Source organism: Bradyrhizobium sp. JR4.3, assembly GCF_040547695.1.
In the GTDB taxonomy this organism is placed as follows: Bacteria; Pseudomonadota; Alphaproteobacteria; order Rhizobiales; family Xanthobacteraceae; genus Bradyrhizobium; species Bradyrhizobium canariense.
On record NZ_JBEPQF010000043.1, the window covers coordinates 25,722 to 48,980 of the forward strand.

Here is a 23,259-nt window from a genome sequence, read left to right on the forward strand (position 1 = left end):
CGAACCGGGCCCGATCTACCGCGACTTGGCGTCCTAGGGAGCCTCCTAGGACGATGGACGCGACGGCTGTGACAGGATAGGCGAGGTGGAGAGACGGACAAGATCTGCCATCTTAGCTTCGTCGGCAGTTGACCGATCGGGGCGCATTCGGTTGCGCAATGCGGGAGGCTACGTTGAAGCGAAGCCAGACGGTCCTGATGGCGTTGGCCTGCGGTTTCATCCTGGCATTCCCCCCGCAAGTGCATGAAATCTATCGGTCTATGGCCGAGGCGATCGCTATTGGCGTTCCGCGGGCCTGGATCGAACCAACCCTATCTTCGATTGCTCTGGTGCTGCTCTGTTGGGGCCTCTTCTACTTGGACCGAATCTACGGGCGGCCAGCGACGGGTGCAGGCCCGCCAGCCGGTCCGCTGGTACCAATGGCTGTCGCTCAATTCCCCATAGTCGGCGCAGCCGTCGGCATTTTCTGGTCCAGGATCGACGATGCGGCGCTCGGTCCAGTGCGGTCGGCTCTCATGCAGGCCAGACTCGACTATCTGGTCCTCGACGGCGCCGGTACCGCCGAGCAGGTGGCACCCATCGCCGACCGCTTCGCGTCCAACATCATGCGCTTCGACGACTATCTGTTCTATTCGTCGTTTGCATTTGGTGTCCTGGCGGTCGCCTCCGGAATTCTCCTTCTCGCGATCGTGTCCCGGTATTCGCGCGGAGCGGCCATGGGCTCTGGGCGTTCGTACTTGGCGACGGCTGCGATGGTCGCGACCATGCTTCTCATCGCCGCGTTTGCAATCTCGGGCACGCGCATAGTCGTTGCTAGAGTACTAATGCCGGTTCCGTTGCTCGCGATGGCTCTTTTTCTCGCCGGGTTCTGGCTCTCGTGGCTGGGGACGGAAGGTCGACGTCGAGGCTTTCCGATCATAATCTGCATTGTTCTGGCGGCGCTATTGTACTCGGCGTTCGATCTGAACGATGACCATCGAGTAAGTACGCTTCCGAATCAAAGTCCGCCTTCGAGAACCACGGTTCGTGACCAATTTCGAACCTGGCTGGAAGCTCGTTCGGCGGACCTGAGCGCTTTCTCGAGCAAAAAATACCCGATATACATTGTCGCCGCCCAAGGCGGGGGCATTTATGCCGCCTACCACGCAGCCGGCTTCTTGGCGACCGTCCAGGACGATTGCCCCAATTTCGGACGACATATTTTCGCGATCAGCGGCGTCTCGGGAGGAAGCGTCGGTGGATCGGTATTCGCCTCGCTCCTTCATCAGGCCAGCGAAGCGGGGGTAACAAACGTGATTGGGGGGCGCCCCTGCCGCAAGACTAACGATACCTCCCCGATTTTTCAGGACGCCACAGACGAGTTGTTGAGTGAAGACTACCTCACGCCGCTTCTCGGCAGCTTCCTTTTCCCCGACGCATTCCAGCAGATACTTCCGATCGCCGTCCCGCCTTTTGATCGCGCGCAATCGCTCGAGCTTGGACTCGAACAGTCCTGGCAGAAAATAGTGGCGTCGAAGCAATTTAGAAGTCTACGCGGTACAAACGACAAACTGACGCTTCCACTTTCGTCGTCTTTCACAAGTCTTTGGCAGCCAGCGCGGTCACCCGCTCCGGCGCTTGTACTGAATACCACCGAGGTAAATTCTGGGCAGCGGCGTATAATCGCTCCGTTTGAATTCGAGGGTATTGAAACCTCATTCGTGCCGATCTGGAGCGATACGGAACTCGCCCGCCGTTTTCCCAAATTCGTGCCGAATATTTCGGTCAGCACGGCTGCGTTCCTCAGTTCGCGTTTCCCTTGGGTAACCCCCGCAGGATACTTCGAAGACGTAGGGCCGAAGGACAAGAAGCCGGTAAAGGTGAGAGTAGTCGACGGCGGATATTTCGAGAATTCGGGACTGGCTACCGCTCTCGATCTCCTCAGCTCTCTAGAGGCCGCCGTCGAAGCTGATCCCAAACTTCGACCTTTCCGGGAGAAGATCGAGATCAACATCATCACACTGAATTCTAAGCGCTTCGACTTGGGGTCTTTTGCCGGGTTCGGAGAATGGCTCTCGCCAATCTCCAGCATGATGAGTACCAGAAACGCGCGCGCGCCTTTGGAAACATCACGGGCCGAATTGCTGGTGGCACGATCCGCAAAAGCATCGACCGGAATAGCCAAAAAGCTGTTTCGCTTCGATCTCGACGGTTTGGGATACCCGTTGCCACTGGGTTGGCGGTTGTCCCCCGTAACAAGACTATTGATTTCGAACCAATTGGGTACCCGGTCCCGCTGCGGGGCCGCGCCTTCGGCCGACGGTGAAATTTCGCCGGATTGCCTGAAAAAGGTCATCGCGGAGCAGTTGGGCGTCGAATGAACCGCCCATAGGAGAACAATCCATGCTGCGTTTCCTTTCGATACTGGTTATCTCGGTCCTGTGCGCTTCGGCCTGCTTGGCACAGACGAGGGATCCACAGTCGCTTACTTGCGCGGAGCAATTGGCAGACCTCAGCAAGCAGTATGCGAAGGAGTGCGCCCCCAAATTCGGGCAGCCGCCCGCCTGCGACAAATGTCCGACGGGTTCGGCAAGCTGTGCGGCCAAGTGCAACGAATGTAAGATCATCTACCAGGAGATGAAAAAGAAGGAAGATCAATGCGGAAAATAACCGCCATGGTTCGGCGGGCGTTTGCCACTGCGATTCTCGTGGTTGCGATTTCGTGTCCGAACGGCGAGGTTGCAGCGGCAGATAAGGCGGTCGTCTCGAAAGAGAGACCCAGGGATGAGGCCCAAGACCGTCAGAGCATCGAACTCGCCAAGGCGATCATGTCCGCGGATCCCAAGTTTCGCGACCTCATCGCCGGCGCGGATCCCAACGCGGTGATTTTCATATATTATCAGAATGAGAAATACGATCTTTCGCTTCTGACGATGGCGACGCTTTTGGGAGACAAGGAAGTCATCACGGCGTTGATTGAAGCCGGTGCTCGACGAGGCGAATCTTGCAACATCAGGTATCTCGTCCCTGTCAGCTTGGCCTTCAACACCATCCTTCCCGAGTTCACCAACCGTCGGGCCGGCCTTCCCCGCATCATGATGGGCCAGGCCGCAATGTCTTGTTTTTTGGCGGAGCCCTATCGCAAGGCGGTCAAACCGTCCGACCAGCCATTGCTCGACGCCGTCGTCGATGGAAGCGCCGAAAAGGTAAAGCGCGCGTTGTGGCGCGGCGCTGACAAGAACGCAAGGGAGCAGAAGCTTCCGGGAAACATCGTATGGCCAGGGCGTACCGCTCTCATGATCGCGCTGATCGAACGGAAACCGAAGATCGCGGAGCTCTTGATCAAGGCCAGAGCAGACGTGAACGCAAAGGCAGCTATTGCGTCGAGATGGGGAGGAGTCGATGGAATAGACGCTCTTAAGATCGCGATCAATTTGAAACAGAGACAGATCGTCAAATCTCTCATTCAACATGGCGTCGATGCAGCCGCCGCCGACGAGGGCGGAAACTTAGCCGTCCACGAAGCCGCGGCGGGCGGCGATACACCCTCGCTGCAGACACTCCTCGCAGACGATGCGCAATTGAAGGCCAAGGACGCGATTATCTCTCGAAACAAATCGGGCGAAACGCCGCTGGTTCTGGCCGTCCGGTCGCATCGTCCTGAGGCGGTCACCTATCTGGCCGGTCGCGGAAAAGCACTCTATGGCAGCGACTTCCTCGAGTACTGGGGCAACGGCGCGATCGACGAGACACTCACCTTGCGCTTCATCGCTAGTGACGATGCTTCTGAGAAAGACAGAGTGACGCGCAAAGCCGGCGAGATTCTACAGATACTTCTCAAGAACGGTGCAGACTCGTCTTTTAAGGGGGAGAGTGGAAGGACAGTCCTGATGCGCGCCATCGAGACCGGATTCGATCTGGGCGTGATCCAATCGGTGCTCGACGGCAAACCGCAGCTCGACGTCGTCGATTCCGACGGAAAGGACGCCTATTCCTTCATCGAGAGCCGCGACGATGGGAAAGAGTTGAAATCGCTACTCGATCGATCGCGGGGCGATAATCGCTGATGAATCAACAGGCCGAACAGTAGTTTCGCCCATTTATTTGCATCCAGCAGCCCGAACGGTTGTTGGTATCCGTACATTGACCGCAACACCGCGGCGAGCGGTTCTGAGCGAAACGCAAGAGCTTTGCATCCGCGCTCGCAGTTTTCTCGCACATAGGCAGTGGCGCCTTCGAGGATAGCTCGACGGCTTGTACGGTGGTTGTCGAGAGCAAGGCAACGAACAGCAGCACAGCGTACTTCATGTTCCGCTCCTAGGAGAGATTGCAAAATTGCAGGTTCTAGACTTTGAGCCGCGGGTCGCTGCCCGACAACTAGGGAATTCCCTTGGGGTGCTTGGCGATGGCGAGCCCGCTCCCAGATCCGCGCCAAAAAATTCGAACTGACCCTCCAGCGGTACCTGTCGAAAGCAACGAGGAACGTCCCTAGCTTACGTATACGAGGACGTCGGAATATCGTCGTACATCGTCTTTCTTCGAATTTGTTGCGGCGGCCGTGCCGCGCCTGTGCACAACGGCGATCGGGCCACGAGCATGATATGGCGCATTGCGTACCTACCGGCTAAGCGTCGATCCCCGGTTGCCGAGGCTTGGCCGTAGGGAAGGGTTGAACTATCGGAACTACCATGACGTCGCTAATGATCTTGTCGCAGGGGCCCGTCCTTATGCACACGCGTCACCAATACGCAGTGGGGCAGGGCGGCTTCCATCTGGGAGAACTGGTCGCACCGGGCGAAAATTCGTTGATTCAGCAAGGACAAGGCACCGTCGAGGTATTTGCGAATCGCAAGTTCACCTACGTCTATGATTGTGGCTCGAACGCTGCGGAATCGTCGTCGATCGAGTAGTGGAGAATTCGCCGGAACGCCGGATTGATCTCCTTTTCCTCTCGCACTTCGACGATGACCATGTGAACGGCGTGCCCGACCTTCTCGGCGTTCCGCACGGGATGAAGGTCGATACCATCGTGATGCCATGGGTCGACGACGTCGAACGACTAATATCCTTTGGCCGCTCATACGCGAAGCGGAGCGCCACGAGCACATTCTTCCGGGGCTTGGTAGCTGATCCTACCGGCGCCCTTTTGAGCCTGCGTCCGGGGCGGATCATCTTCCTCAGGGGGCCACCGGAGGATCCGGACGCCGATCTAGGGGGGCCCATTTTCATTGATCCGGACGGAATGCCTGACCGGCCTTTCACCTACAAGGTCAGTTCGGACCCGTCGGCGAAGGCGGGCACGAGCCGGGGCGCGCCCACCGGAAGAGTGAGCCGCGTTGGAAATGCGGTCGTTGTCGAAGTCGACGAAAGCGCCGTCATTCAAGCAGGTGCTCTCGGCTCCGAACTCTCATGGCTTTTCAAGCCCTACGTGCGTCGGGCTGATCCAGCCTTGGTCCTTAGTTTCGAGAGGCACGCAGAGCAGTTGCTGGGCTGGCCATGGGGTTCGTTCAGGAGAGATGTTTCATCCGCCACCGTTCGCGCCCAACTGGTCGACGACCCGGTCAAGTCTACACTGATTGCCAAGGTCATCGTTGACCTCACCGACGACGACACGTGAGCGAAACCACAAAATCGCGCGCAAAATCCTAAACCTTATGGCTTCACTTCGATGCAGGTGTATCTAGCAAGAAGCTCACCTCTTACTTTTTCGTGGGCCGCGGCCAACTCGTTCGATTGTTGGGTCAAACCGAGCTTCGAGAGGTGTCGGGCTGGCCTTCGGCGCAAAAGTAAGTTGTGCGCGGAATGCGTGCATCTTACGGCGCATAGTCCTACATCGGGCCGCGCCGAAGACTACATCTGGCGCGCGAGTCGGATGGCCAGACGCTTAAGAGCGCTCGACGCAACAAGGAAGCTCTTCAACAGACCGTCGAGGTGCCGCAGCAGAGCTCGATCGAACCTGTCACAAAGCCCACCGAGGCTCCATTCGAAACTGGCGACGTGAGATTCTCGGACGAAGAGATCGAAAGACTCTGTGGTTTCATGCCTGGCTATTTCCGCTCCATCAAGCGGCGGCCGAGCCCTCGTTCAATAAAGGCGCTTCTCTTCAAGCTGCAGCTCGCCCGACTGCTCATGCAACTGCGCTACCCGGAGGGTCGGGATGAGGAAGCGCGGCTGAACGAATTGTTGAAGGCATTTACCTTGGAGGCCGTCAACGCCCCCAGGGAGAACGAAAGCGCTCACACGCTAATTGCCCGACAGGTTCTCTGAGCGACGCGCCCCCTCAGGCGACGTATTTTCTGCAAAGCAGCTTGTGGATGTCCTAGGCTCCCGCCCAGTCGAAACCCTGTTCGACTCGGGCCTCTCTTGCGGCGCCAAAAGGGCCCTCGCGAGCTACCTAGTGAACCTCCTAGGAGTGCCCGGCGTCATCCTGAGGCACTGTCCACCGTGAAAGACCAATTCACGGACAGCAGTTATGGGTTTCTGGTCCGCCAAAACAGCCGCTACTCCGGACCCGGTCGGGACGGCGCGCACCTCGATGAGAAAGCTCTCGGAGCGCGGGGTGGAGATTCCCACAAAGATATCCGCACCAATCATCGCGGCGCAAACCACCAACAATCTGTTGCAAGCAAGCCCGGAGACGCAGTCACATTTCTGGGCCGCTTACGGCGCACTGAATTCCAAGATCAAGTCGCCGGAAGAGGCCAGAGGTTATTATCGGCGCTTCTTCTACGGAATCCTCACGGCATTGCTGTTGCTACAGCTTTACTTCTCGTCATTCGTAGCAGTGCAGAAGGGATTGCTGGAAGTAAATAAGAGCATCGAGGCCGCGGAAGTGATGCCGGCCGGAGGCGCTCCTGCGGCCGTCGCCGGCGGCGCGGTACAGACCGCGGCACAGGCCGCAGTCCAGACCAAGAATTCGGAGCTGGCCGGAAAGCAAGCCACGTACCTTCACGTCGCCGACTATCTAATGGGGTTTCCGCGCAAGGTAGCGAGCTTCCTTGGAGTCATCGGCCTAGGCACAAGCGAATACAAGGGAGAAAAGGACAGGCCCGAGGTCGTGGCTCAAGTCCAGCTTGAACTCGCCACATCGTTCGTCGGCGGCTTCCTGCTGCCGGTGCTGTACGGAATGCTGGGCGCCATAGCATTCGTACTCAGGCGCCTCTCGGATGAGACCGTGGCCGGCGAGGAAGCGTCTGCGCTGAAGAGAAAATACTCGTTGCGGGTCCCGATCGGCGCGTTGTCCGGCCTGGCAGCCGGGTGGCTGCTCCAGCCTTCGACAGGATCCGTCACCGCATCACTTTCCCCGTTCGCCCTTGCCTTCGTGGCCGGCTACAGCGCGGATCTCGTGTTCGCAGCGATGGATCGCATCGTGGGGGCGTTCACTACGCCGTCGCCGCCTCCGACGCCTCCGCCTGCTCCCGAGCTGCCATCTGCACCGCCCGAGGCCCCGGTCGATGACGGCACTCGGACCGACGAAGTGCAGCCCAATACGGCCAGCGAAGCGGCGCCCAACACTGCCAGCGGAGCGACAGCCGACACTGCCGGCGAAGCGCCGGCGCCGAGCCCGAGCGTAGAGGCCGCGACTCCGACTTCGAGAGCTCAGGCCAATCAGGACGTGTAGCGGTTTCCGCGAGGAGATGTTGTCATGAAAATAACTTTTGCTCAGGTTCAGTCTCTGGCGCCCTCAATGAAGGAGGAGTATGCGGCCGCTTTTAGCTCGCCAACCGCCAACGAAATCCTCTCAAAATACAAGATCGCCGCCAGCGGATTGAGATTGGCGCATTTCTTTGCGCAGATGCTTCAGGAAACAGGTGGTCTCAAGATCCAAATCGAAAGCCTGTATTATTCTCCATCGCGCCTGATGGCAGTCTGGCCACGACGCTTTCCGACGTTGGAAATCGCCCAGCAGTACGCGCACAATGAGGAGAAACTGGGCAACTACGTCTATGGTGGCCGCCTCGGAAACGTGAATCCGGGAGACGGCTTCAAGTACCGTGGCCGTGGATTGATCCAGATGACCGGCCGGGCAGCGTATGCCAAATTCGGTCACGACCTGGGCATCGACGATCTGGAAACGAATCCCGACCTCGCGTTCTATCACGACCACTGTCTAGAGATCGCCGCAGCGGAGTGGGGTGCGAGCGGCTATCACGGCAAGTCCTGCAACGAGCTTGCGGACGACGACGACATCGTCGGCGTCACGTACGCGATCAACGGTGGTCAAACGGGTATTGACGATCGGCGCTTCTGGTTGAGCAAGACCAAGGCGGTCTGGACCAGGCCAGCGCTGTCTCCGGCCCTGGATCAGATGTCCAGTCGCGCCAACGCCAATCTCGAGCTTGATCTGTCTGCAACCGAGTCTTCCCACGTGGCCGATCTGCTAGTGGCCGATGCGACAGCGCCGAGCGGCTTTGGCGCCCGCGCGGCTGCCATCGCTTTGGCCGAATGGCAAAGGTTCGGGGGACAGACCTACGATATCGACGGAAACGCCACCCGGGTTGGGCACAAGGAGGGCGAGGATCCCTACTACAAGTACGTCGGCAAATATTGGAAGGACGGTGTCAACAACGATACGCTCACCGGTCTCGATCACAGCGTGCCGTGGTCGGCCGCGTTCATTTCATGGGTCATGCGGACTGCCGGCGCTGGCACCCGTTTCAGCTACAGCCCGCAGCATTCGGTCTACATTTTCCGTTCGATCAAGGACCTGCTGCAGGCGCGACCCCAAGCAAGCTATTACGGCTACCAGTTGCGGGAGTGGAAGCCGCAAGTGGGAGATCTCGTCTGCTGGGCCCGACGAGAGGGGATCGACTATCAACATCAGAATGGCGGCGATTATCCCGGACATTGCGACGTCGTCGTCGAAGCCGGCGGCAGTCAGGTGCAGGTCGTCGGTGGCAATGTCGGCAACTCGGTCACGAAGCGGCCGCTGGGACTGAACGATGGCGGTTTCCTGCTCCCGACCAATCAGGGAGGAGAAAACCTCTTCGCGGTCATGCGGTGCAGGCTTTGAGATGCACCGGACCGAAATGCGGCAAAGGTCCACGTTTTGGCCGACCGCCGAAGGCCCCCGAAGTTGACAGCCATAAGCGGTGACAACTAGGGGGCGGCATCGACCTAAACCAACTTCGAGAGGCGCTCGGTCTGGCAAAATCGTCGACGACCTAAGCCCGGCGTGCAGCCGCTAAGCCGCCCGATTGGGCTCTCGTCGGATTAGAGGGTGCTGGTGACGCTTCGCGCGGAAACGCGACCGATATCCCGTGTCGCCTGGTGAGGGTGCGCAGTGGCGCTTGCTGCCGGCATCGGGCCGCGACGAAGCGATGCCCGGCTATAGGAGCTATGTGTCGGCCACGCGGCAGCAATCGGTACCCTCGTCACAAGAGCCCGACAGATCGTCCGCCCAAGACAGCGTTCGCGGAGCCGTTGAGTAGTTACGGCTTGATGGTAACGCTTCTAAATGTTTGTTCGGTGCGGGCAGCACCTTTGCATTCGCCGCCGCCAACCGGAAATGTTCCGTCGTCGCTCAAAATCTGAACCTCCCCCGTTTCGGGGATCGCGAACATAGCTTCGGGAAAGAGCCCCTTTAAGGCGGGTGCATCGACGGGCTCGATGCCTTCGCCGTTCTCTTTTCCCGACCAGCGAAACAGCTTGAAATCCCCTTTGCCGTCGATTGGTCCCGCGACGATTAGATAGGCGCTTCCTACACGCTCGATGCTTCGTATACCTCGACCTTGTAAATCCAGTTCGATGGGAGTTCCGAAACTCGCCTCTATCTTCTGACGTACTTCTGCCTTCTCACGTACCTCCGGCTTCTCACGTGCTTCCGGTTTCTCGTCGACCAATTCGGTTGGGTTCTTGAGCGGAATGATGAGGGCCTTGTTGCCGGGCAGCGGGTTGCGAAAGCCGATGAGAAGGTTGCCGTTAACCCCCTCCGCGAGGCCCTCGATATTGAGCGCCCCGAAAGTCTTGGGAGGTATGGTCGCAGCTTCACCCAACTTGTACTGCGAAAGCTTGGCGAGATCGTCGACCAATGTGGAATAGGGCTTCCCAAGCGGGCGAAGGGTGGGCGGCGAGGACCCCGGAATGACCTCGGTCGCAAAGAATCTGCGTCGGCGGTCTTGAACTTTCCCCTCGCTATTGGTCCCATGCGAGGAAATCCAGAAGATGGTGTTGCCAACGCGTGCGGCTCCCTCCAGGTCGGATTCCTTGTCTGGCTTGGTACCCAGGAACTTGGACAAATCCACCTGTGCCACGGAGGAGGGCTGTCCTCGGCGGTACACGCGGAGCACATTCATCTCGTCATCGGCCACCACGAAGTGATTTGCGTCCAAAGCGACCGACGCAGAGGCATCGCACATCTCGCGATAAGTGGTGATATCGGAATCCGCCGCGATTGCAGGTCCGCACAGAAGGCTCGTCGCCGCGCAGATCGCGTAAGTGAGCGCATTCTTCATGTTGGAACTCCCGTCGCGTCAAGGGAACAGTTCAAAGCTTGTAATTGAGTGCGACCAGGTACTGGCGCTGCTTGATAAGCGTATCCTTATCGAGCCCGTTGGTGTAGCTGACCGAAATCGAGGCCGCGCCGTCCGGCGTGATGTTAAACCCGACCTCGGCACCCCACAGCAAAGCATCTATGCCCCGGTTTACCTCCCTGTGATAATTCACCGTGATATCGGCATAGAAGCGACCGACCAGGTCGGGAAACAAGTTCTCTCCGAAGGGGTCGTAGACGCTCCTATCCGGGAACGGCGTCAGATGCAGGCGGGCGACCGCCCCTGTCCACGCGTAGTCGCCGCGCGTAAGGGCGGTAGCGCCGACAACGTCGACTCTCTTGACGTCGGCTTCGGCCCGCAATTGCCAGAACCAGTCGAGATATTTCGTGGCAGGCGCTCCGATCGTGCCCCCCAGCCGCACGTTCGGCGCAAACGGCTCACATGCCGCGGTAACGCCGTAGATTTTCGCTTCCCCTCTGAAGTCGGTCTGAGCGTAAGGGCTCGCGATCAAATACTGCAGATCAAAGAAAGGACCTCCCGCAATAGCAGCCTGCGCGTCAAAACCGCCCTTTAGAGCGCTCTTTTCGCTTTTGGTCCTTGGCGAATTGATGGTCCCTTGTGCATCAGTCCAAAGCGCAACCGTGGTCCCGAACAAGGAGGGCACGCGGAAATCATGCTTTGCGTATGGGTCGTCCGGCAGGCCGGTGAAGCATGGACTCATGGGATCGTTCTGCGAGATCACGTAGGAGACACGCCCGTTGATGGTGGCGGAATTCGAGCGATCCAAATCGTCATGCGTGACGCTCGCGGAAGCCCCCTTCGCCTTGGATTTCGGTACGAAGCCGGTAATGAAGGTTCCCTCTCTGTACTGGTAGGTGTCGAGGCGATCTCTCCGCACGAATAGCCGCTGCTGGTTTTCGCAACCGCCTTTCGGAGGTTTGACCTCGGCAGGAGCCGCAGGCGGCGGACGCGTCGACGCCACCTTGTCGATATCGGCAATCTTGCGGTTCTTGAAGAACAGAACATCGTTGGCCACAGAACGTGCGCGGTCCGAGAAGGTGGTCGCGCTGTCGGCCCTGAGTCTATCGAGCTCTGCGGGATCGAGCCTCCCGTTGAGGTTCACGTCGTACTTCGCAAGTACCGGATCCTGGACGTGGAGGCGCCACACCAGGGCTTCGTTTTCGTCCAGGATGCCGTCTTTGTTCTTGTCATACTTGGCGGCGGAAAGCGTCTCCGCCGTTCCAACCGTAGGCGCCAAAATAACTATCGCAAGCGCTGTCGAAACGGCGAACCTCATTCTACACTCCCTAGCTCACGTGCCAGCCGAAATGCTCGTAAGTAAGCACGGCCGAGTCGATCAAATTGCCGAACGACTGAATGTCCCGCAATCCGATCGCAACGTCCTTTTTCGACAACCAGGGAAACTGGACACCATGGAAAAGTGCGCTTTTCCATGCCGGAACGAACGTCGGGCTGATCTTGTTGATGTTCACCCAGAGGACTTTGCGGCCGGTGGATGGATCCATGTTCTCAAAAAAGGCGTCAATCGGTGTGTTCGGATCGATCGTGTGCGGACCCTTAGGATTGTGGCTGTGGTCGAAATACCACTCAAGGCGATGGTAGATCTCGTCGCGAGATATGAAACTGCCGGCCATCCCCGCAAAATTGGCGGACATGGTCGAACCTTGCTTCTTAGCTGGCTTGCCGTTCTTCTTGGCTGGTTTGCCCTTCTTGCCCTTTGCCATACATCCCCTTCCCGTCAGCTTCGGTCGGTGGCAGCAGAAGATCAAACTGCCCACAAGTAAACTAGGGAATATCCCGGGTGGGAACATACGCCAGCGAGACACCGGGCTGGGCCGGGCATGACGAGTACTTGAGGCGGGCCTTAGGGATTCTCCCAGTACACCGCGACGCTTCGATTTGCTCCGATATGGCACCGTTCATCGGAGCGACAACCCATGATCGAAGCGTTTTCCATTGCGACCGCGCATCATTTCCAGGATGCCTTGGCGTCGCAGGCCAGGCTGAGATACGAGGTCTTCGTCAAGAGAAGGAAGCTGGACCACTCGTCGTGGGGAGGCTTGGAGTTTGACGAATTCGATACGCCGGCCGCAACATATCTGGTTTGGCGCGATGAGCAGCGGGTGGTCAGGGGCGTGGCTCGCTTGCTCCGTACTACCGGGCCCTACATGCTACGTAGCTATTGGCCGTATCTCGTTGAGCATGTCGACCTTCCCTCTTCGACGGGCATCTTCGAAGTTACGCGCGTGTGTGTCGACAAAACGGTCGAGCCAGCGATCCGGCGTACGATCTTCCCGGAGCTCTTGTGCGCCATTCAAGAGTTCCTGCACCGTAATGACGGTATGGGGATGATCGGCGTCACGCGTGAACATCTGCTCGCCCATTTCATCCAGTCTGGAATCGACTGGCTAGGGCCTGCACACTCCGTCGAAGGAGAGATGGAACGTGCCTTCTTTGTGCCGACACCTAGCATTCGACCGGCTTGGCATTGCCAAAAGTTCGGCATTGGAAAGGACATTCTGGCACCCCATACGGACACGTCTGCCGAAAGGCACGCCGCATGAGCGGGAAAACAAGCCACCCCTTGGTGGATGAAGATACTGCAAGGAATATGGCCGACGCGTTGACCTTCCTTGGGCGCGTGGCGCTCGACGCAGGATACCAGTCGGTAGTCGCCGACATCCTCGCGCTGCGGGATAAAATGCAATCCATTGCGGACGCGGAGGATGCGAACCGGCTCAGGAGGGCGAACGCATGAACTCCAATTTATCACCCGCCGGTTGCGATCACCTCGAATTCTTTGCCGAGCATGAATCTCAAGTCAGGGCCTATTGTCGGCATTTTCCCGCGCTTTTCAAAAGTGCTCGTGGATCGGTGATCACCGATACTGAGGGCCATACCTACGTAGACCTGTTGTCGGCTTGTGGCGCGCTCAATTACGGACACAACCATCCTCATCTGCGTTCCGCAGCAGTGGAGTATCTGCTGTCGGACGGCATATCCGCCGGGCTCGATTTCCACACGGAGATCAAGCTCCACTTCATGTCTAAGTTCGAGCAGAAGATCCTTGCCCCCCGAGGCTTACGGTATCGCATGCAGTTCCCAGGGCCGACCGGTACCAATTGCGTTGAAGCAGCGATAAAGCTCGCGCGCAAGGCCACCGGAAGGCCCTCGATCGTCGCGTTCACAAACGCCTTCCACGGGGTGTCGATGGGATCGCTGGCTGCTACCGGCTCGGCGTCGTGCCGAGCTTCAGCGCAGGGACTTCTTGGCGGTGAAGACTTCCTTACGATGGATACGCCGGGGCCGGCCTCGACGAAATTGCCCGGTTCGAGAGAATGTCGGCGGACCCGTCAGGAGGCATCGATCCGTCGCAGCGATTTTGGTGGAGTCCGTCCAAGGAGAAGGGGGACTGAATGTTGCGTCGGCCGAATGGCTGGGCGGTCTCGCTGCCACCGCGAAGCGTCTAGGCGCCCTGTTGATCGTCGACGAGATCCAGACGGGCTGCGGTCGAACCGGACCGTTCTTCAGCTTCGAGCGCGCCGGCATCGTACCCGATATCGTGTGCCTTGCGAAATCCATCGGTGGATACGGGCTTCCGATGTCGTTGCTGCTGATGCGACCGGGCTACGACGTCTGGTCGCCCGGAGAGCACAGCGGAACCTTTCGCGGGAATTCGCTCGCTTTCGCGACGGCAGCTGCCGCGCTGGATCTGTGGACGGACGACTTCGAGAAGGAGGTGGATCGACGCTCGCGCATACTGACGCAGTGGTGCCGATCGCTGTCCGTTCGACATCCAGGTTACCTGAAGGCAAAAGGACTAGGAATGATGCAGGGATTGGAGTTCACCAAGCCATCGGACGCGGATCGAGCCGCGCGCCTTGCGGCCCTTGATCGTATCGTAATCGAGCGTTGCGGGCCCCGCGACGAAGTACTCAAAGTGATGGCGCCGCTTAACATCGAGATCGAACTGTTCGCCTCGACGCTGATACGGCTAGGTCACATCATTGATGCGACGATCGAATCGACCGATGCGGCACCGCGACTAGAGCGAGATGATTCCGTGCTTGATGCCCATGATCACCGCGGTGATGCGATTGCCGGCGCCGAGCTTCTTCATTGTGTTGCCAACATGGAATTCGACTGTCTTCTGGGAGATGCTTAGGATTTCTCCGATCTCCCAATTCGTTTTCCCTTCCTTGCACCACTTTAGACACTCGATCTCCTGCGCGGTCAAAGCTACTGCAGGTAATTCTCGCTTGTCGACCAGCTCGCAGTACTTGAGCCAATACTGCACGCAAATCATGTAAACGCGGGCCGTCTTGTCGATTTCTGGTTCCCCTTGTCCTCGAAAGCTGAGACTAATCAGATCAGTTTCGCGGGCGGGTCCGCGCATCGGAATCGTTATTCCGGAGTGGACGCCCAATTCACGGCACTCCTCGAAGAAGTTTCGTTGAACTCGGCTGATCTGGTTCGGGAGGCAGGTTTCGGTCCATCTAAACGGGCCGCGTGCGCCGTGGACATGCTGCACGACCGGATCGATCCGGTCCCACTGCATGGCCCTGTATGTGTCGAGATAGCCGGGAGGAAACTCGCTCCACGGAATCGAAATCAGACGTTTATGCTGCGCCCGCGCGAAAACCGCGTTCTCATATCCTGCCTCCCGCATCGTCACAAGAAACAGGTTTTTCAGCTCGGCGTCGCTGCCGGCTACCTGAGTTCTCTCGATGAAATCCTCTACAGTCGTAACCATGGTGCCCCCAGCTCCAGTGGAATTAGCCAGCGTGATGCAGAAACTCCCTCATGTACCGATTGAACGTCGCCGGCGCTTGCCAATGCGGCGCATGCCCGGCGTCGAGCAGTACGGGACTTCCCTTCCAGATGTTTCGGTATTTCAGCCCGTTGATGTATTCGATGCGGACGAAAGGATCGGCGGCGCCTTGAAGGATCGCCAGCGGACGTTCGTCGGCACAAACGGTCTCGACCTCGTCCGCGCCCACGCCGGCCATACCGTTTCGAACCATCCAGTAGCGCGCGTTGCCGTCGGCCGCGGCCGCCGCGCGAAGATGGGCGTCGGAAGCCCGCCTGGCCCCCATCATCGCGCGAACGTAACGTTGACAATCGTCCGACGAGAATCTGCGCCGACCGGCCAATGCGGTCGACGGGGTCCACCGAAATCCCGCGCCAACTCCTTCCGCATTCAGGCGAACAGGAGGGGTGCCCGTAAGGACCAGGGATCTCACCTCGCGATAATGCGCGAGCATCTCAATCCCGATGTGTCCTCCAAGGGACCAACCGACGACGTGATACGATCGATATCCGAGCCGGGTCATCAGTTGGTGAAGCAGTGCCGCGTAGCCGGGGAAACTGTAGGTCTTCCGCGGCGTGTTCGACCGGTCGGATTCACCGTGGCCGGGCAGGTCCGGTGCCACCACACCGAACCCCATACTCTCAAGAGCGCGGAACTGCCGTGCGAAGATTTCCTTCGACGACGAGTTGCCGTGAATCAAAAGCGTACCGACGCGACTGGAAGCGCTTTCCAGGACGCCCAGACGCAGTCCCGCGACGGTTCGCCTACGCGAACGCATGATCTTCTATTTCAGGAGACCGATCCGGCGGCCACGCGGTATTGCATATGACTTTCAAGGAACGGCCTCACACAACTAAGGCTAATATTAAGAAAAGTATGCCCGTACTGATGTACCAACGGTTTTTGCGGTCTATGCGTCTTGACGTGTAATGAAGAGGCTGGTCACGCAACTTCTCTTAGCGGCCATCGAACAGTGCCGCGAAATCCGAGCGTAGGTCGAGCGTGGGGTTCGAATTCCAACAATCTTGTGATATGCAATGTCTGATTGATCATCCTACACGCGAGAAACGGTAGGTCAAGAACCTAAGCATGTGCTTCGCAAGTATGCGAAGCATGCCGCAAAGGCATGCGAAGCCCGCTTCTGCAGCGACTCCAAGAGACACGCTTCTTCCACCTTGGCGTCGGCGCGCGAGGTTTCTACATCTTTTTCCGGTTGCTTCGAAATGAAGCCTTCGGAACCGCATCAACTGGCCAGATATGTGGACGCAAGCATCTCTTACCGGGTCGTAGAAAAATTCTTCTGGCACGGGGTCCGGTATCGCCTGCCGAAGGCCACCCGAATCGCCAGTCTATATCACCGGATACAGAGCTCACTCGGCGCGAATAGTATCGTGGAGTGCAATACAGACAGGGTCACGAGGTTTATGATGGTCATCCGTCGCAAAGGTTTCTCCGGGCACCGTGAACAAGCAACTGGGAGCGGTGCAAGCTATTGCCGGGTGGGGTCATCACCACGGCTTAGTGCCCGAGGATGTCCCGTGGTCTGACCCGTACAGCGAAATGCGGCTGGCCGAGGAGCAATCCGAGCGTGCGCCATTCGATGCCCGCGACCTGCAGACAATCTTCAATGCTCCTCTGTTCACCGAGCACAAGCTTCCCATGGGCGCCAAGGGCGAGGCCGGAACATGGTTGCCACTGCTCGCGCTGTTCGTGGGGGCGCGCCAAGCGGAATACGCGGGCCTGCGTGTGTCCGACGTTCGCGAAGATGAGGAAACAGGCGTTCCGCTCATGTGGTTCATGCGGGACACCAAGGCAGGACGGCGGCTCAAGACGAAGACATCGGAGCGCGTTGTCCCCGTGCATCCCCAGCTCGCAGAATTGGGTTTTCTTGAGTACGTGGCCACACGGCGCACAGAGGGTGAGCGGGCTTGGCTATTCCCTACGGTTGCTCCTGATCAGAAAGGCACTCTTAGTGCTTGGTCCAAATGGTGGGGCCGCTATCTACGCAACCACGTCGGCATCAATGACCGCAACAAAGTGTACCACAGCTTCCGCCATGGCTTTCAGGACGCACTCCGGCGCACCACGCCCGATGAAGAATTGCGGGATGCTCTGACAGGACGGAGCAGTGGCAAATCGGTTGGCCGAACCTATGGTCCCAAAGAAATGCTGCGGCGTTGGGGTGCCCAAACCCTTAAGCGAGCAGTGGATGACGTCTCATATCCTGGTCTGGACTTGTCGCGTGTCCGCACGTCAGGGCTTGTTAAGCGCACGCGCGGTGCCAAGGTAACCCGATGAGGACGCAAGGTCGCTCTAGTGCGCGCGAGAACCGCGTCGGGTAATGCAGTCGGAGCGGACGAGCCCGGAGCAGTTTGGCAGGTCGCAGTTTGACCCAATGCTGCCGTTGCTTCCCTCGGGTGAGGCTCATTCAATACAGGCCCCGAGTTCATTACCCTTTGTTGGCGTGGTCGCCTTTACACTGCACGCACCGCGGCCTTGGCTCTTAACGCCATATTCAACGCAGGATCGTGTCCTGATGGACGTCCCCCACCGATGTACCTTGAAGGGGAGAGGACTGCCGCCACGGCCGTGAGGAGCTTCAACACCACAGTAGTGCAAGCGCTCGTTCTGCACTAATCTTCCCATGCGGATGGTCAATTGCATTGGAGGCAAAGATGAACGCCTTTCGACGATTCATTCTCAGCGTGATCGGCGTGTTAGAAATGCTGTTTGTTGTTGGAGTCACTTTTGCGTTTGGTCTCCTAGGCGCTATTCCTCTTGCGATGGTTGCCGGCAGCAGATGGGCGCTAGTTGGTTTCATATTTAGCGGCTCCGTAGGGTTCTGCATTTCAGCGTTGCTGGTGAATATTTCGATGTGCTTAGCTGAAATTGCAGCTAACACCTACTATCTGAAAAATCGCTCACAATAGGGACTCAATTTCTATAGCCTCGATCGAACGGCGAACGTTGAGAAACCTTCTCCGTAGGTTTGCGCTCTTTTGGCTCGCTTTTGGGATCCTCGTGTTTGGGCGAGTGGTGTATCCAGTCGTGCGGCGCCATTACAGTGCTGTAATCCACAGATGACAGTTCGAGGTTGTCCGACAGCAAACCATCAGTAGACGCGGCAGCCAGATCCGGTGTGCGTCCCGAGGGGACAGTCGCTTGGTCGACCAGAGTTGGACGTGATGGGTTCGAGTAAAACGCAAACAAGCCGTAGATAGTGCTAGCAATCAGAATGCAACTGATTGCCGCAAGGAGCAAATACATCGGTTCATCAACTAACCAACTTGCGATGTAGTCGCTTAAGCCTTCTTCCGCGGAAATCTTGGTATAGTTATCGAGTGCAAGTTTCCTAAGCTCTAGCTCTCCGTCTGTCTCGATTGTTAACCGCAACGCCATTTTGTAAGCGGCTTTTGCACGCGCAAGATCGGTCCAATGTCGTTTCGGTGTAGCTGCCCTTTGTTGATATATAGTCCCGCGCGCCGCGTATGAGCTTCCGTCTCTTCTATTGACGCTGATCGCTTCATCGAGGCTTGCGATGGCACCGTCAAAGTCTCCTTTTTTTACGAAAGCAAAAGCTCGATTTCTATATAGGTTTCCTGACGGGTCTAGGAGGATCGCCATTCCGAAGTCTGCGATGGCGCGATCAAAGTCGTTTATCTTTTCATACGAGAGGGCTCGCTTGGAGTAAGTCTCGACTTTGATGGTGTTGCTCTGGCTCGGATTATCCAGCAGCCTAGTGCATGCGCCGATGCTACGAGTTGCGTCACCGCCGGCACATTCCATCCAATCGCTTTCGCCCTGCGAATCTTTCCGACTCGCAAAGTAAGATAGAATGCTGCACTGTTTCGAGATGACGCAAACTCTTCCTGGAATGCAGTATTTACCCAATCCGCAATCCACCGCTTCTCCTGGGATGCAGCCTCCGCCAGCCGAACATTTCTGCCCTGCCGAGCACGATCTGCCATCGCCGCAGTCTATCGCATTCAGTGGCACGCATTTGTCTCCGCTTGCACATTTTGTCTCTGCTGGGCAATGTCTGCTCTGACCACAGTCCGCTGCCTCTTGCGGAATGCACACTCCGCCGCTTCCACATTTAGTGCCGGGTTGGCAGTATCCATTACCGCACTGCATGCTGCCGGCCGGAATTTGCGGAGCAGAGCGCTTCTGCTGCCCTCCTAAGCAACCGAGCTGTTGCATCCGCTGTTGAATGAATGAGTCCCACTGCGAGCCCGCGCCACCAGAGGACCTTAGGACACCAAGCTGATGTTGGAGGTTCGCACAACTCTCTTGTGCCTGCGTCTCGGCATTAGCGTGTAAGAGCCATGAGAGAACGATAACCGTGAAATACAGGAAATAATTCCGAGGAATCGCCATGACGCACCCCCCCCGCCGCTCCGGAAAACCAAGTATAGCGGAGAAATCGCCGACTGTGATCCTAGAGGCACAAACATTCTAGAGCCGCAGAGCCGGTATTGATGCTGTGGACGGCTCCTCCACCGGCACGAAAGTGCCAAGGAGTGGGCGCGGTCTGAGGCTCCCACGATTCGGAGGAGCAGCCTATGCAGTCAATTTCGACAGTCGGCCTGGATATCGCGAAGTCGGTCTTTCAAGTGCATGGCGTTGATGCAGCCGGCCAGGTGGTCGTACGCCGTCAGTTGCGGCGCCGGTACGTCCTGGCGTTTTTCCAGAAGCTGCCGCCATGCCTGGTGGGGATCGAAGCTTGCGCATCATCGCACCATTGGTCCCGCGAGCTGCAGGGGTTGGGGCATACGGTGCGATTGATGCCTCCGGCCGATGTGAAGCCCTACGTCAAGCGGCAGAAGAACGACAGCACCGACGCGGAGGCGATTTGTGAGGCGGTCACGCGACCCAATATGCGGTTCGTGCCGACCAAGACGGTCGAGCAACAGAGCTGTCTGATGCTTCACCGGGCGCGCCATCTCTTCATCCGCCAGCAGACGGCCGTGATCAACTCAATCCGCGCCTATCTCGCCGAGCTCGGGATTGTCGCCCCTGTCGGGCGCAGGGGTGTCGAGCAACTGCTGGAAGTCGTCGCCGATACAGCCGACCACCGGCTCCCCGAGGTCGCCCGAGCGTGTCTTGCTGCTCTCGGCAATCAGTTGCGGGCATTGAAGGCTCAAATCCTGGAGTTCGACCGACGCATCGTCGCCTGGCATCGATCAAGCGCGACGAGCAAACGGCTGGACGCGATCCCCGGCGTCGGGCCGGCGTTGGCAACAGCCTTGGTCGCCAGCATTGCGGATCCCAAGGCTTTCCGATCGGGACGGGACTTCTCGGCCTGGGTAGGACTCGTGCCGAAGCAGAACTCGAGCGGGGGCAAGGACAAGCTTGGCAGTATCAGCAAGCAAGGCGATCGCTATTTGCGCAGCCTGTTCACGGCTGGCGCGCTCGCCGTCATCCGCTATGCCAAGATCCATGGCACCGATCATCGGCCCTGGCTCACTCGATTGTTGGCCCGGCGCCCCACCAAGGTTGCCGCTATCGCACTCGCCAACAAACTCGCCCGGATGGCTTGGGTGATGATGGCCCGGAACGAACGCTACAAGCAACCCGCCGCTCTCGCGGCGTGAATGAGATCACACGGGAAAGCCCGGCGTGACGTAACGGTTGGGAAGGCGAACAGCACGTAATGCAGTGCCGGTCGATCCGGCGATCAGGACAACCCACATGGGCCATAGCATCGTCGAATGCGAGGTATTGATCGAAACCTGATCCGCGGAGGGCATTATGGCCAGCGGTCATGAGTACCGCACAAGAAGGCCGAACACATGGCTGCTCCGACCAATTCTGCGACGTGAAGATTCTTCTTGCCAACCTGGAGCCGTCCACACATGGCCCATAGCCGCATCCTCGACCAACCCGCTCCTAGGCACGCCCTTGCGTTCGAAGCGGACGTGCCACGATACACAGAAGGCCGCACCTGAGGCTCCGAATGAAAACCTTGGTGCGGCCAGTGCTGATCAGGCGGCCTTTAGGAGGAAGCTCTTCGCTCCCCTCCCTTTACCTTCCGAGCCATACGTCACCCCAATTGATCGCAGGGCCAGCGTGGTCCCGTGGTTCTCGTCACGAAGCAACTTTTGCAGGTCCTTGCGCTGCTGCGGCTTCAAGCTGAACTCTCGGCCGATCACGTTCATGGAGGTGCGGCCAGGATTGCGGTGCGCCATGTAGGTCACCAGCCGCTCGTGAGGTTTGACGTGCCCCCGCCAAATAGGCCAGTTTGAACTGGAATTTTCCACTTATGATCCCCTGAGGGGGAGAGGATAATTCCATGAAGGCATCGAAGTTTTCAGAGGCGCAGATTGCATTCGTGCTGAAGCAGGCTGAAGACGGCTCGGCGGTGGCCGAGGTCTGCCGCAAGGCCGGGATCAGCGAGGCAACCTTCTACAACTGGCGGAAGAAGTATGCAGGCTTGATCCCCTCGGAGATGAAGCGGCTGCGTCAACGGGAAGCTGATGCGGATTGTCGCCGACCTGTCGTTGGACAAGGCCATGCTTCAGGATGTGCTGTCAAAAAAGCTCTGAGGCCTGGCCGCAAGCGCGAGCTTGTCGACAAGGTGCGAAGTGACTGGAAGGTGTCAGTCAGGCGGGCCTGCTCCACGCTTCGGGTTGATCGCGCTCTTTACGTCTACAAGTCGAAGCGCGGCGACCAGGCCGCTCTCAAACACCGGATCAAGGACATCTGCGCGACGCGCGTGAGATACGGCTATCGGCGCATTCATGTGCTGCTGCAACGGGAGGGCTGGGCCGTTAACGTCAAACGGGTCTATCGCCTGTACCGGGAATTGAGCCTGCAATTACGCAACAAAACGCCCAAGCGCCGCGTCAAGGCCAAGCTGCGAGAAGATCGAACCGATGCCAAACAGATCAACGAGACCTGGGCCATGGACTTCGTTCACGACCAGCTGGCCACCGGCCGCAAACTCCGCGTGCTGACGATTGTCGACATCTTCAGCCGCTTCTCGCCGGCGGTCGATCCGCGGTTCAGCTATCGAGGCGAGGACGTTGTGCTGACTCTGGAGCGCATCTGCAAAACCGTCGGTTACCCGAAGAGCATTCGTGTGGATCAGGGATCGGAGTTCATCTCCCGCGATCTCGACATCTGGGCTTATCAAAGAGGCGTTGTGCTCGACTTCTCACGTCCCGGCAAGCCGACGGACAATAGCTTCATCGAATCCTTCAACGGCAAGTTCAGAACCGAATGCCTGAACACGCACTGGTTCCTGAGCCTTGACGACGCGCGGCAGAAAATGGAGGATTGGCGTAGAGACTACAACGAAATCCGGCCCCATAGCGCGATCGGCAACAAGGCGCCGATATCGCTGTTGAATGGCTCATCGGCGCCCCCGCCGGCATGAGCATAACCCCGGCAAATTCCAGCATCAGCTGGCCTAGTTTTGGGGAGCACTTCAATGTCTCCCGGACTCTACCCACCGCTGGATGAAACTTGGGGCTCAGGTCACGGTGAGCAACTGCATAGGTTAATCCGTCTACTCCATCAGGGCGCCGGTCGCGCCCTTCAGGAAGTCCGTCGCATAAAGCGGCTCGCGCCTGGTTACGAATGTCAGGACAGATATCGATTTTCGCGAGACTTCGGATTGTTTGACGTCGAACGTAGTGTCGGTGCACCGCAGGCGCGCCGTTCCGCTTCTTTGATCCGAGCTCGAAGTTCTTCCAATTCTGAGAGCTGAGAATTGAGTTCGTTCAACCGTTGGGCAAAAAGCACGGGAGAGCTCTTCATCAATGCCTCCAACACAAAGCCACAGAAAACGCCTAGCAAAAAACGGCATACGCATCCGCACTAGGCGGTGAAACGAAGGAGCGTATCGGATGCTAGCCCAACTTTCTGTGCACTTTTGTGAAATTGCTTACATTTTCCGCTGGGTTCGATTTCGGCCCTTTTTGTAGGGCGTTCCCCTCGGAAATATCGGCCGCT

21 protein-coding genes and 1 pseudogene are annotated in these 23,259 nt (G+C 58.2%); 15 read left to right on the forward strand and 7 right to left on the reverse strand.

The window, feature by feature from the left end:
* Window positions 1-173: 173 nt before the first annotated feature.
* The 7 genes from ABIB91_RS36850 (at window position 174) to ABIB91_RS36880 (ending at window position 8,992) form a co-directional block, all read left to right on the forward strand.
* A complete protein-coding gene (locus ABIB91_RS36850; protein WP_354171770.1) occupies window positions 174-2,360 on the forward strand; it encodes a hypothetical protein in 2,187 nt (728 codons plus the stop codon).
* Between the two features lie 276 nt (window positions 2,361-2,636).
* On the forward strand, window positions 2,637-4,046 hold the full coding sequence (locus ABIB91_RS36855) for an ankyrin repeat domain-containing protein (RefSeq protein WP_354171768.1): 1,410 nt from the start codon (window positions 2,637-2,639) through the stop codon (window positions 4,044-4,046).
* A 621-nt stretch (window positions 4,047-4,667) separates the two neighbouring features.
* Window positions 4,668-4,889 carry a hypothetical protein gene (locus ABIB91_RS36860; protein ID WP_354171766.1) on the forward strand — a complete coding sequence of 74 codons (222 nt, stop codon included), beginning with the start codon at window positions 4,668-4,670 and terminating at the stop codon, window positions 4,887-4,889.
* Entirely contained in the window at window positions 4,889-5,596 is a 708-nt protein-coding gene (locus tag ABIB91_RS36865) for a hypothetical protein (protein ID WP_354171764.1), read from the forward strand. The genes ABIB91_RS36860 and ABIB91_RS36865 overlap by 1 nt, the downstream gene beginning before the upstream one ends.
* Before the next feature lie 314 nt (window positions 5,597-5,910).
* Window positions 5,911-6,246, forward strand: coding sequence for a hypothetical protein (locus ABIB91_RS36870; RefSeq protein WP_354171762.1), 336 nt, complete (start codon window positions 5,911-5,913; stop codon window positions 6,244-6,246).
* Between the two features lie 205 nt (window positions 6,247-6,451).
* Window positions 6,452-7,600, forward strand: coding sequence for a hypothetical protein (locus tag ABIB91_RS36875; protein ID WP_354213202.1), 1,149 nt, complete (start codon window positions 6,452-6,454; stop codon window positions 7,598-7,600).
* 24 nt (window positions 7,601-7,624) lie between these two features.
* The gene (locus tag ABIB91_RS36880; protein ID WP_354171758.1) at window positions 7,625-8,992 is read left to right on the forward strand and encodes a DUF2272 domain-containing protein; all 1,368 of its coding nucleotides are present in this window, start codon (window positions 7,625-7,627) and stop codon (window positions 8,990-8,992) included.
* 418 nt (window positions 8,993-9,410) lie between these two features.
* On the opposite strand, the gene ABIB91_RS36885 is transcribed toward ABIB91_RS36880, so the two are convergent.
* From ABIB91_RS36885 to ABIB91_RS36895, 3 genes are read right to left on the reverse strand one after another with little or no spacing between them, the layout of a single operon-like run.
* A complete protein-coding gene (locus ABIB91_RS36885; protein WP_354171756.1) occupies window positions 9,411-10,433 on the reverse strand; it encodes a DUF3616 domain-containing protein in 1,023 nt (340 codons plus the stop codon).
* Window positions 10,434-10,464: 31 nt separating this feature from the next.
* Window positions 10,465-11,769 (reverse strand): hypothetical protein, encoded by a 1,305-nt coding sequence (locus ABIB91_RS36890; RefSeq protein WP_354171754.1) that lies wholly within the window; start codon window positions 11,767-11,769, stop codon window positions 10,465-10,467.
* Between the two features lie 10 nt (window positions 11,770-11,779).
* Complete coding sequence (locus ABIB91_RS36895; RefSeq protein ID WP_279682358.1) at window positions 11,780-12,217, reverse strand: hypothetical protein; 438 nt, start codon at window positions 12,215-12,217, stop codon at window positions 11,780-11,782.
* Between the two features lie 213 nt (window positions 12,218-12,430).
* Between ABIB91_RS36895 and ABIB91_RS36900 the strand changes: the two genes are divergently transcribed.
* The 4 genes and pseudogenes from ABIB91_RS36900 (at window position 12,431) to ABIB91_RS36915 (ending at window position 14,658) form a co-directional block, all read left to right on the forward strand.
* Window positions 12,431-13,057: an acyl-homoserine-lactone synthase gene (locus ABIB91_RS36900; protein ID WP_354171752.1), complete on the forward strand. Its 627-nt coding sequence runs from the start codon at window positions 12,431-12,433 to the stop codon at window positions 13,055-13,057.
* Window positions 13,054-13,251 carry a hypothetical protein gene (locus ABIB91_RS36905; RefSeq protein WP_279682361.1) on the forward strand — a complete coding sequence of 66 codons (198 nt, stop codon included), beginning with the start codon at window positions 13,054-13,056 and terminating at the stop codon, window positions 13,249-13,251. The genes ABIB91_RS36900 and ABIB91_RS36905 overlap by 4 nt, the downstream gene beginning before the upstream one ends.
* Window positions 13,248-13,730, forward strand: a pseudogene (locus ABIB91_RS36910) (aminotransferase class III-fold pyridoxal phosphate-dependent enzyme); the annotation flags it as partial. The gene ABIB91_RS36905 and the pseudogene ABIB91_RS36910, both read left to right, overlap by 4 nt.
* 148 nt (window positions 13,731-13,878) lie before the next feature.
* On the forward strand, window positions 13,879-14,658 hold the full coding sequence (locus ABIB91_RS36915) for an aminotransferase class III-fold pyridoxal phosphate-dependent enzyme (protein WP_279682363.1): 780 nt from the start codon (window positions 13,879-13,881) through the stop codon (window positions 14,656-14,658).
* Here ABIB91_RS36915 and ABIB91_RS36920 read toward each other — a convergent pair.
* Both ABIB91_RS36920 and ABIB91_RS36925 read right to left on the reverse strand, forming a co-directional pair.
* Window positions 14,539-15,246, reverse strand: coding sequence for a helix-turn-helix transcriptional regulator (locus ABIB91_RS36920; RefSeq protein WP_354129023.1), 708 nt, complete (start codon window positions 15,244-15,246; stop codon window positions 14,539-14,541). The genes ABIB91_RS36915 and ABIB91_RS36920 overlap by 120 nt on opposite strands.
* 22 nt (window positions 15,247-15,268) lie before the next feature.
* On the reverse strand, window positions 15,269-16,081 hold the full coding sequence (locus tag ABIB91_RS36925) for an alpha/beta fold hydrolase (RefSeq protein WP_354171749.1): 813 nt from the start codon (window positions 16,079-16,081) through the stop codon (window positions 15,269-15,271).
* A gap of 683 nt (window positions 16,082-16,764) precedes the next feature.
* On the opposite strand from ABIB91_RS36925, the gene ABIB91_RS36930 reads away from it, so the two are divergent.
* On the forward strand, window positions 16,765-17,601 hold the full coding sequence (locus ABIB91_RS36930; RefSeq protein WP_354171747.1) for a site-specific integrase: 837 nt from the start codon (window positions 16,765-16,767) through the stop codon (window positions 17,599-17,601).
* A gap of 377 nt (window positions 17,602-17,978) precedes the next feature.
* Window positions 17,979-18,233: a hypothetical protein gene (locus ABIB91_RS36935; RefSeq protein ID WP_279682370.1), complete on the forward strand. Its 255-nt coding sequence runs from the start codon at window positions 17,979-17,981 to the stop codon at window positions 18,231-18,233.
* Between the two features lie 4 nt (window positions 18,234-18,237).
* Here ABIB91_RS36935 and ABIB91_RS36940 read toward each other — a convergent pair whose 3' ends face one another.
* A complete protein-coding gene (locus tag ABIB91_RS36940) occupies window positions 18,238-19,194 on the reverse strand; it encodes a tetratricopeptide repeat protein (protein WP_354171745.1) in 957 nt (318 codons plus the stop codon).
* 671 nt (window positions 19,195-19,865) lie between these two features.
* Here ABIB91_RS36940 and ABIB91_RS36945 point away from each other — a divergent pair.
* A complete protein-coding gene (locus ABIB91_RS36945; protein WP_354171743.1) occupies window positions 19,866-20,897 on the forward strand; it encodes an IS110 family RNA-guided transposase in 1,032 nt (343 codons plus the stop codon).
* Between the two features lie 390 nt (window positions 20,898-21,287).
* Here the strand turns inward: ABIB91_RS36945 and ABIB91_RS36950 are convergent, their stop codons facing one another.
* Window positions 21,288-21,500, reverse strand: a complete 213-nt coding sequence (locus tag ABIB91_RS36950) for a hypothetical protein (protein WP_280097061.1) — start codon at window positions 21,498-21,500, stop codon at window positions 21,288-21,290.
* A 95-nt stretch (window positions 21,501-21,595) separates the two neighbouring features.
* Here ABIB91_RS36950 and ABIB91_RS36955 point away from each other — a divergent pair, with 95 nt between their 5' ends.
* Window positions 21,596-22,681 carry an IS3 family transposase gene (locus ABIB91_RS36955; protein WP_354171741.1) on the forward strand — a complete coding sequence of 362 codons (1,086 nt, stop codon included), beginning with the start codon at window positions 21,596-21,598 and terminating at the stop codon, window positions 22,679-22,681.
* Window positions 22,682-23,259 lie beyond the last annotated feature (578 nt).